Raw genomic sequence first — 10,215 nt, forward strand, 5'->3', positions numbered from 1 at the left:
CTTTGAATACTGGTTTCGAAAAACGTTCTTCAAAGGTCTTAAGGGCGCACTTCTAAAACCCGACTCCTGGATCTCTCTCAGCCAATGAAGATCCTTTCTGTATTGGTCTAAAGCTTTATACTCTTCCCTGTCAACAATCATCTATTTAGATATTTTTCAACCGCTGAATTGCAGATTCTTTTCCGATCAGTTCAATTGATTGCGGAAGCTCAGGACCGTGAGTCTGGCCTGTTACAGCAACACGGATCGGCATAAACAGTTTTTTCCCTTTATGACCTGTTTCTTTCTGCACTGCTTTGATAGAAGCTTTGATCTGGTCCGGAGTGAACTCCTCCAGCTCTTCAAGCTTCGCAGCGAATGTGCTGAGTACTACAGGCACCTGTTCTTCTTCTAGAACAGCTTTTGCTTCTTGATTATACTCGATCTCATCCGTAAAGAACAAATCAGTCAGCTCAACAATTTCCGCACCGTAGCTCAATTGCTCATGATATAGAGAAATCAGTTTGCGAACCCATTCTTGTTCTTCAGGAGATAGTTCATTGCCAACTTTGCCGGCTTTTTGAAGATGCGGAAGCGTAAGCTCAACAACCTGATCAAGATCCAATTTTTTCACATATTGGTTGTTGACCCATTTCAGCTTATGCATATCAAACAGAGCTGGTGATTTAGATAAACGATTTACATCAAAAATTTCAATAAACTCTTCTTTTGTGAAAAGCTCTTCTTCTCCCACCGGCGACCAGCCCAGCAGGCCGATAAAGTTGAACAGCGCCTCCGGCAAGTAGCCAAGCTCTTTATATTGCTCAATGAATTGAATAATCGATTCATCACGTTTGCTGAGCTTTTTACGGCTTTCATTTACAATCAACGTCATGTGGCCGAACTGAGGAATATCCCAGCCGAACGCTTGAAAGATCATGATCTGTTTTGGTGTATTCGAAATATGGTCCTCACCGCGCAGCACGTGCGTCATTTTCATTAGATAGTCATCCACAGCTACTGCAAAGTTATAAGTCGGCGTTCCGTCTTTTTTCACAATAACAAAGTCGCCGATGCCATCAGATTCGAAAGAAATTTCACCTTTTACAATATCATTAAACGCAATGATTTTTCCTTCAGGGACACGGAAACGAATACTCGGCTTTCTGCCCTCTGCAAGGAATTTTTCCTGTTCTTCCTGAGTCAGATCTCTGTGCTTTCCGGAATAACGCGGCATCTCTCCGCGGGCAATCTGCTCTTCACGTTCTTTTTCAAGTTCTTCTTCTGTACAGAAACATTTATAAGCAAGCCCTTTTTCAAGCAGCTCTTCATAGTAAACCTTATAGATATCGTTACGCTCGGACTGACGGTATGGGCCGTACTCTCCGCCGACATCCACACTCTCATCCCAGTCGATGCCAAGCCATTTTAAATAGTTGAGCTGGCTTTGTTCTCCGCCCTCAATGTTGCGTTTTTTATCAGTGTCCTCAACACGGATAATAAACTTGCCGCCTTGATTGCGGGCAAATAAATAATTAAAAAGCGCCGTTCTGGCATTTCCAATATGCAAATGTCCTGTTGGACTCGGTGCATAACGGACGCGTACTTCGTTTCCCATTTCAAATACTTCCTTTCATCTCATGTATGGCCTCAGGCTAAATGTATGCATCTATTCTACCACCAAATAGACCGGGCATCAAAACAAGTTAGCCTTTTTGTATCAGCACTGTGGCTTGAGCCGCTATTCCTTCCGCTCTTCCTGTAAATCCAAGCTTTTCGGTCGTGGTCGCTTTAACATTCACTTGGGAAACCTCTGCCTCAAGCCCTTCAGCGATTCTTTTTCTCATGTCTTCTATGTACGGCGCCATCTTCGGCTTCTGTGCAATGATCGTACAGTCAATATTTCCAAGTACATACCCTTTCTGTTTCACAATCCTCCAGACATGCTGAAGTAATTTAAACGAATCAGCATCCTTGAACTCCGGATCTGTATCAGGGAAATGCTTGCCGATGTCGCCCTCCCCGACAGCTCCGAGGCATGCGTCAGCAACGGTGTGCAATAATACATCCGCGTCAGAATGTCCGAGCAATCCTTTTTCATGCGGGATTTCAACTCCGCCGATAATGAGAGGCCGGCCCTCTACTAATTGGTGCACATCAAAACCTTGTCCGATTCTAAACATGTTTATTCCCACTTTCTGCTTCCATGATAGCTTCAGCTGACGTTAAATCATCAGGAGTCGTCAGCTTAATATTTGTATAGTTACCTTCTACAACACGAACCGAACGGCCCTCCAGCTGTTCGACGAGACTGGCGTCATCGGTTCCTAAAAACCCTCTGCGCTCTGCCTCAGCGTGAGCCTCCATCAATAAAGAAAGACGAAAAGCTTGTGGCGTTTGGACAGCCCACAAGCTTGAACGTTCAATCGTCTCACTGACTTCTAAATCTTGAACGCGTTTAATCGTATCTTTTACCGGAACAGCCAGGATGGCCGCTCCGGTCTGCTCCGCTTCTGCAATCAGTTCGTCAATCTGTTCATGCTTTATAAAAGGACGAGCGCCGTCGTGAACGAGGACAATCTTTTCGTGTTTAACGGCTTTGAGCCCTTTATAAACACTGTGCTGGCGTTCATCTCCGCCTGCTACAAGCTCGATAGCGGTTTGAAACGGATATTGGTTCAGCAATTGCTGAAAGTCGTCCCGTTCGCGCTCGTTAATCACCAAAATGATTCTGCCGCACGGACGATGGCTGTCAAACACCCGTAAAGTGTGAATGATAACCGGGTCTCCTTTCAGCTCGATAAACAGTTTATTTCTCCCTGCCTTCATCCGTTTCCCCTGTCCGGCCGCAAGAATTACCACATCATAATTCATTGTTCTTTCTCCCTTTACAGCGCCTTCTCCAACAGCTTAGGCTTGGCAAAAATCATTCGTCCCGCTGCTGTCTGCAGCACGCTTGTGACGAGAACATCAATGTGTTTGCCGATATAATTCCGTCCTTCTTCAACGACAATCATAGTGCCGTCATCCAAGTAAGCGACTCCCTGATTATGCTCTTTGCCGTCTTTAATGACCTGAACATTCATTTCCTCACCCGGAAGCACAACAGGCTTGACCGCGTTGGCAAGGTCATTAATGTTTAACACTGCTACCTTCTGAAGCTCGCACACTTTATTTAAATTAAAATCATTCGTCACAACGACTCCGGATGTCAGTTTAGCGAGTTTGACCAGCTTGCTGTCAACCTCCTGGATATCTTCAAAGTCACCTTCATAAATTTCAACTTTAATATCTAATTCTTTTTGAATGCGGTTCAGGATATCAAGACCGCGGCGCCCTCTGTTGCGTTTTAACACATCTGAGGAGTCAGCGATATGCTGCAATTCCTCAAGGACAAACTGCGGAATCACGATAATTCCCTCTAAAAAACCAGTCTGACAAATATCTGCAATTCTCCCATCAATAATAACACTTGTGTCCAGGATTTTCAGCTTTTTGTCTTGGACCTCGTGCTCTTCATCAGCTGTTCCTTTTTTCTTTTGCATTCTGGCGGAAATGGAGAATAGGCTGATCAATTCATCCTTTTTCTTAAAGCCCACCTGAAAGCCAAGATAACCGAGAAAGAAAGCTAAAAACACAGGGATGATTGTGCTGAGTATGCGGTAAGGTATATTGTCTAAAGGAATAACGTTTACGATAAGATAAGCAATTATAAGTCCAAATACTAAGCCAAGACTTCCAAATAACAAATCTGGAACCGGCGCTTTTAATAATGAATCCTCTATCCACTTAACCCAGTTCACAACGTAATCTGTACCCCATATACTGATGAGGAAAAAGATAATTGCACCTATTGCCGCAGACGTATATGCGTTTGTTATTAAAGGTATGTCCTGTAAACTTAACAGTACAAACAATTCAGGTATTAAAAATATACCAACAACGCCGCCGAAGATAATGAAGAACGCCTGAACTATTCGTTTTAACATACCCCCACCTCCTTTAAAGAAAATTATTGTATTTCACAAGATTTTACGCAACCTACGAATATCAGAATAAACAAAAACCAACAATAATATACCCGTAAAGATATGGTTTTAACCGAAAATCATAGCTGTCTGTCTAAATAATGCTTCTCTTGAAGGCGTTTTAAGCCCTTTTTGATTTTTTGGGCTCGTACTTCACCGATACCCTCTACTTCATCTAATTCTTCTGCGCTGGCCTCAATAATTCTCGGCAGTACTCCAAATGCCTCCACCACATTCTCCACAATCGGCATCGGAAGGCGCGGAATCTTATTTAGCAGCCTGTATCCTCTAGGCAGAACATAGTCATCAAGATTTGTAGAAGCCGGATAACCAAGCAGCTTATAAACAATGGAATCATCAAGCAAATCGTAGCTGGACATATCCTGCAGCTCTTTTAAAAGGACAAATGGATCTTTAATCTTTTCTTTCACATAATCCTTAATAAATAAAGCAGCCTCTTCTTCCATATCAGTAATCAGTTCGATGACCTGCAGCTTAATCAAATGACCTTCTGTTCCCAGTTCCCTGATATACATGTTGATTTCATTTTTGATTCGCAACACCATTTCATAACGGTGCATCACAGACAGAACATCGCTGAATGTAACGAGTTCCTCAAACTCTAATGCGTTTAGTGCATTAATCGTTTTGTCCAGAATTGTTTTATATTTTTCTAGAGTTTGAATGGCTTGGTTCGCTTTTGTTAAAATAAATCCTATGTCTTTAAGTGTATACTTCATACTTTCCTGATATAACGTTATGACATTTCTTCTCTCAGAAATTGCGATAACGAGACAGCCGGTTTGCTTAGCTACTCTTTCGGCGGTGCGGTGCCGCATTCCTGTTTCTGACGAAGAAATTGTGGCTTCAGGCATCAATTGTGTATTGGCATATAGGATTTTTTGACCAGAATCACTTAAAATAATCGCACCATCCATTTTAGCCAGTTCATATAAATGCGCCGGAGAAAAAGCAGTGTTAATGTGGAAACCGCCATCCACCACTTCTTTTACTTTATCATTATATCCAACAACAATCAGACCGCCTGTATTTGCTCTCAGTACATTTTCTATCCCCGCTCTGAGCGGTGTTCCAGGAGCAACAAACTGCAAAATAGAAGACAGGTCTAACTCATGTTTCGCCCCTTTTTTCTCTTTTTCCATCTATTATCCTCCTAATGAAGTACGAAGTGCCTCTGCAACATTTGCTACTCCGATGACCTCAATCCCTTTTGGTTTCGTCCATCCATCCAGATTTGCCGCAGGTATGATCATGCGTTTAAAACCAAGCTTTGCCGCTTCTTTTACACGCTGTTCAATTCTTGATACCCGGCGGACTTCTCCGGTTAATCCCACTTCTCCTATAAAGCAATCTGCAGGATTTGGAGGTGTGTCTCTAAAGCTTGATGCGATACTGACCGCTATAGCAAGATCAATCGCAGGTTCATCAAGTTTGACGCCGCCCGCTACCTTCAAATATGCATCCTGATTTTGCAGCAGCAGCCCTACTCTTTTTTCTAACACAGCCATTAACAGTGACACCCTGTTATGATCTATCCCTGTTGCCATGCGCCGCGGATTGCCAAAGCTTGTTGGCGAGATGAGCGCCTGAATTTCAACAAGAATCGGCCTTGTACCTTCCATAGAAGCCGTTATGCTCGACCCCGCAGATCCCGCCGAACGCTCTTCTAAGAAGATCTCTGAAGGATTCAGTACCTCAGTAAGCCCTTCTTCCCGCATTTCAAAAATACCCATTTCGTTTGTAGAACCAAAGCGGTTTTTTACAGCCCGTAAGATTCGGAAAGTATGGTGACGTTCTCCTTCAAAGTATAAAACAGTGTCAACCATATGCTCCAACAGTCTCGGCCCCGCGATGGATCCTTCTTTTGTTACGTGACCTACAATAAATATCGGAATACCTTTTGTCTTTGCAATTTTCATCAGCTCGGCTGTACATTCTCTTACCTGTGACACACTGCCGGGAGCCGATGTAATATCGCTTTGATAGACCGTTTGAATAGAGTCAACAACCACAAACGCTGGATTCATCTCTTCTATAGCAGACGAAATATACTCCATATCGGTTTCGGATAAAACATGCAGTGAGGGATTATTTATGCCCAGACGGTCTGCTCTTAATTTTGTTTGTTTTACCGATTCTTCTCCTGAAATGTACAGGACATGACGTGTTGAACCAGATAACTGAGCGGATACTTGCAGTAATAAGGTCGATTTTCCGATGCCGGGGTCCCCGCCAATTAAAACAAGTGAGCCCTTCACCACACCGCCGCCGAGCACTCTGTTAAACTCGCCGAGCTGTGTTTTAACCCGGGGTTCTTCTGATGTTTCGATTGATGTTATGGGGGAAGGTTTCTGTACGGTTTGAACAGAATGAGAAAAAGCCGCTCTCCGATTGGCCGGTGCTTTTTTAATCATTTCTTCCACCATTGTATTCCAAGCACCGCAGCCCGGACATTTCCCCATCCATTTTGGAGACTCGTAGCCGCAGGATTGGCAGATGAATTTGGATTTTGTTTTAGCCATAAATAGTGTAAGACCTCTCCCTTGTTCTATTTCTTGATACGAAATTGAGGCATACACTTACATGCTGTATGCCTCATTTTCGTCTTCTATATTAATTCGTTTTAGCAGTCGTTTTTACGACAAATTCGCCATCTTCTACATCAAGAACGATATGGTGTCCTTTATGAATGTTACCTCTGAGCAGCTCTTCAGATAAACGATCCTCCACATGTTTTTGAATGGCTCTTCTGAGCGGGCGGGCACCATATTCAAGGTCCACGCCCTCTTCTGCGACTTTTGCTTTCGCAGCTTCCGTCAATTCAATAGAAAGATCCTGTTCTTTAAGACGTTTCGTTAATTGATCAGACATCAATGACACGATTTCAGCCAGATGTTTTTTCTCGAGTGAATGGAAGACGATAATTTCATCAATACGGTTGATGAATTCCGGTCTGAACGCACGTTTCAGCTCACCCATCACTTTATCCTTCATGTCTTTATGATTTTGCGTCTCATCCTGAACGTTGAAGCCGACATATTTGTTGCGTTTCAGCTCACTTGCTCCGACGTTTGACGTCATGATCAGAATCGTGTTGCGGAAATCAACTGTACGGCCTTTAGAATCAGTCAATCGTCCGTCCTCAAGTACTTGAAGGAGGATATTGAAGACGTCAGGGTGCGCTTTCTCAATCTCATCAAGAAGCACAACAGAGTATGGTTTTCTTCTTACCTTCTCTGTTAATTGGCCGCCCTCATCGTATCCCACATACCCTGGAGGTGAACCTACAAGTCTAGAAGTCGAGTGTTTTTCCATGTATTCAGACATATCAATTCTGATCATGGCTTCTTCATCACCGAAGATAGACTCAGCAAGTGCCCGTGCAAGCTCCGTTTTACCTACACCTGTAGGGCCTAAGAAAATGAATGAGCCGATTGGGCGTTTAGGGTCTTTTAGCCCTGCTCTTGCACGTCTGACCGCTTTAGCAACGGCTACAACAGCTTCATCTTGGCCGATGACACGGGAATGAAGAATGCTCTCCATATTAAGAAGCTTATCAGTTTCAGTTTGAGCGATTTTTGATACAGGCACCCCAGTCCAGCTGGATACAACCATCGCAATATCATCCACAGAAACCTCTGAGTTTTCCTGTCCCTGCTTCTCTTTCCATGATTTTTTCGTATCTTCCACTTGTTCACGCAAACGCTGTTCCGTATCACGCAAGGAAGCCGCTTTTTCAAACTCTTGGCTTTGCACCGCAGCATCCTTCTCTTTACGAACTTCATCAAGTTTCTGTTCAAGCTCTTTTAAATTAGGAGGCGTTGTAAAGGAACGCAATCTGACCTTTGAACCCGCTTCATCGATCAAGTCAATAGCTTTATCCGGAAGGAAACGGTCAGAGATATATCTGTCAGAAAGCTTAACCGCAGCCTCAATGGCTTCATCAGTGATAGAAACGCGGTGGTGGGCTTCATATCGGTCACGCAAGCCTTTTAGGATTTGAATGCTTTCGTCTACAGACGGCTGATCAACCTGGATTGGCTGAAAACGGCGTTCCAGAGCTGCATCTTTTTCAATATATTTACGGTACTCATCAAGAGTTGTCGCACCAATGCACTGAAGTTCTCCGCGAGCAAGTGAAGGTTTCAAAATGTTGGATGCATCAATGGCACCTTCTGCTCCGCCCGCTCCGATTAGTGTATGGAGCTCATCAATGAATAGAATGATATTTCCTGCCTGACGGATTTCATCCATCACTTTTTTCAAGCGGTCCTCAAATTCACCGCGATATTTCGTACCGGCAACAACTGTTCCCATGTCTAATGTCATAACGCGTTTATCCCGTAAAATTTCGGGAACTTCATTATTGATAATTTGCTGTGCAAGACCTTCTGCGATAGCCGTTTTCCCTACGCCCGGTTCCCCAATCAGAACAGGATTGTTTTTCGTTCTGCGGCTCAGCACTTCAATGACACGCTGAATTTCTTTGCTTCTGCCGATAACCGGATCAAGGCTGTCTTCCTTCGCAATCGCTGTTAAATCTCTTGCCAGGCTATCTAGTGTAGGCGTATTCGCATTGCTGTTTGTTCCAGCCGCTGATGAACCTGTTTCATTACTTCCAAGAAGCTGAAGCACTTGCTGTCTTGCTTTATTTAAGCTGACTCCGAGATTGTTAAGCACTCTCGCAGCCACACCTTCACCTTCGCGAATAAGTCCAAGAAGAATATGCTCTGTTCCCACATAAGAATGGCCGAGTTTTCTGGCCTCATCCATTGATAGCTCAATGACTTTTTTAGCTCTCGGAGTATAATGAATCGTTTGAGACATTTCCTGTCCGCGCCCAATTAAGCTCTCAACTTCTTTTTGGATTTTATCTGAACCAAGTCCAAGCGCTTGAAGTGCTTTAGCAGCGATGCCTTCTCCTTCTCGCACCAGTCCTAATAAAATATGCTCAGTGCCGATATTATTATGGCCTAAACGAAGTGCTTCTTCCTGTGCAAGCGCCAGTACCTTTTGAGCTCGTTCTGTAAATCTTCCAAACATCATATCGATTCATCCTCCTGTCTATTCCCATTCATTTCTAAGTGAAGCCGTTCTCTGATAAGAGCCGCTCTTCGTATATCTCTTTCGTTCGGACGCAAAGCGCCTCCCGAGTACTGCTGTAAAAATCCCGGCTGTGTTAAAATCATCAGTTCATTAAGTATATTGCTTGAAAGTCCTTTTATAATGCCTAGGTCTATACCCAACCGAACATCTGAAAGACACTTTGCAGTTTCTTTCGATTCTATCATTCGGCAATTGGACAAGACTCCATAGGATCGATACACACGATCCTCAAGCTCAATCTTAGAGGTTTGGTAAAGCGCTTCTCGGGCAGATCGTTCCTGTTCAATCAGTTGGGCAGCTACGCTGTTAAGGTCATCGACAATATCCTGCTCCGACTTTCCAAGCGTGATTTGATTTGAAATTTGAAAGATATTTCCTACTGCTTCGCTGCCTTCCCCATAAATTCCTCTAACAACTAAGCCTAATTGATTAATAGCCGGTATAATTCGATTTATTTGCCTAGTTAAAACCAGTGCCGGAAGATGCATCATGACTGAAGCCCTTAAGCCCGTACCTACATTTGTAGGACAGCTGGTTAAGTAACCTCTTTGCTCACTAAATGCATAATCAACCTTTTCCTCAATCCAGTCATCAACTTGGTTTGCGGCTTTCATTGCTTGCGGAAGCTGAAATCCTGGGAAAAGACACTGAATTCTTATGTGGTCCTCCTCATTCAACATGACGCTTACTTCCTCATTTTCAGAAAGCAAACAGCCGCCAAAAGGAGACTCTGTCAAATTAGGGCTGATGAGATGCTTTTCAACAAGCACCCGTTTTTCTAAAGGCTGTGCGTCGTTCATTCTGATCAAAAGGAATTTGCCGACACCGGGAATTTCTTGTTCTGAAAACTGTTCTTCAAACTGTTGTAAGATGGATGAGGCTTCTTCATTGGAATATCGCGTAGGGAACCGAATATTTTCAAAGTTCCTAGCTAAACGTATGCGGCTGCTGAGTACAATGTCACTTTCAGGGCCTTTCTGCTTCATCCAACTGCTTAATGCGTCCTGAATAAAATGCTTTAGCGACATTACCCCTGTTCCTCCTCACTATCTGTACTTTTGAGTGACTGTTCTAATGAACG

Annotated in this window: 9 protein-coding genes and 1 other annotated feature (2 of these 10 running past the window's edge); all 9 genes read right to left on the reverse strand. The window is 43.6% G+C overall.

All coding sequences use genetic code 11. From position 1 onward, the window contains the following. Window positions 1-143, reverse strand: a binding site (T-box leader) (it extends 88 nt beyond the left edge of the window). Window positions 144-145: 2 nt separating this feature from the next. Further along, window positions 146-1,597 (reverse strand): glutamate--tRNA ligase, encoded by a 1,452-nt coding sequence (gene gltX / locus H7F27_RS20325; protein ID WP_185848354.1) that lies wholly within the window; start codon window positions 1,595-1,597, stop codon window positions 146-148. Window positions 1,598-1,685: 88 nt separating this feature from the next. Beyond that, window positions 1,686-2,162: a 2-C-methyl-D-erythritol 2,4-cyclodiphosphate synthase gene (ispF, locus tag H7F27_RS20330; protein ID WP_103672508.1), complete on the reverse strand. Its 477-nt coding sequence runs from the start codon at window positions 2,160-2,162 to the stop codon at window positions 1,686-1,688. Continuing rightward, window positions 2,155-2,853 (reverse strand): 2-C-methyl-D-erythritol 4-phosphate cytidylyltransferase, encoded by a 699-nt coding sequence (gene ispD / locus H7F27_RS20335; RefSeq protein WP_185848355.1) that lies wholly within the window; start codon window positions 2,851-2,853, stop codon window positions 2,155-2,157. The genes ispF and ispD overlap by 8 nt, the downstream gene beginning before the upstream one ends. A gap of 14 nt (window positions 2,854-2,867) precedes the next feature. After that, the gene (locus H7F27_RS20340; protein ID WP_059291688.1) at window positions 2,868-3,968 is read right to left on the reverse strand and encodes a PIN/TRAM domain-containing protein; all 1,101 of its coding nucleotides are present in this window, start codon (window positions 3,966-3,968) and stop codon (window positions 2,868-2,870) included. A gap of 119 nt (window positions 3,969-4,087) precedes the next feature. Then, window positions 4,088-5,170 carry a DNA integrity scanning diadenylate cyclase DisA gene (gene disA, locus H7F27_RS20345; RefSeq protein WP_003242042.1) on the reverse strand — a complete coding sequence of 361 codons (1,083 nt, stop codon included), beginning with the start codon at window positions 5,168-5,170 and terminating at the stop codon, window positions 4,088-4,090. 3 nt (window positions 5,171-5,173) lie between these two features. Continuing rightward, window positions 5,174-6,550 carry a DNA repair protein RadA gene (radA, locus tag H7F27_RS20350; RefSeq protein WP_044153447.1) on the reverse strand — a complete coding sequence of 459 codons (1,377 nt, stop codon included), beginning with the start codon at window positions 6,548-6,550 and terminating at the stop codon, window positions 5,174-5,176. A 91-nt stretch (window positions 6,551-6,641) separates the two neighbouring features. Continuing rightward, window positions 6,642-9,074, reverse strand: coding sequence for an ATP-dependent protease ATP-binding subunit ClpC (gene clpC, locus H7F27_RS20355; protein ID WP_010332750.1), 2,433 nt, complete (start codon window positions 9,072-9,074; stop codon window positions 6,642-6,644). Then, entirely contained in the window at window positions 9,071-10,162 is a 1,092-nt protein-coding gene (locus tag H7F27_RS20360; RefSeq protein ID WP_059291687.1) for a protein-arginine kinase McsB, read from the reverse strand. Before H7F27_RS20360 ends, clpC begins: the two co-directional genes overlap by 4 nt. Beyond that, window positions 10,162-10,215, reverse strand: the end of a protein-coding gene (locus H7F27_RS20365) for a protein-arginine kinase activator protein McsA (protein ID WP_095714843.1). Its footprint extends 504 nt past the window's final position; only the last 54 of its 558 coding nucleotides appear in the window; its start codon lies off the right edge, out of view; the stop codon is at window positions 10,162-10,164. Before H7F27_RS20365 ends, H7F27_RS20360 begins: the two co-directional genes overlap by 1 nt.

It is taken from the genome of Bacillus sp. PAMC26543, from assembly GCF_014250375.1.
GTDB classification, from domain to species: Bacteria; Bacillota; Bacilli; order Bacillales; family Bacillaceae; genus Bacillus; species Bacillus halotolerans.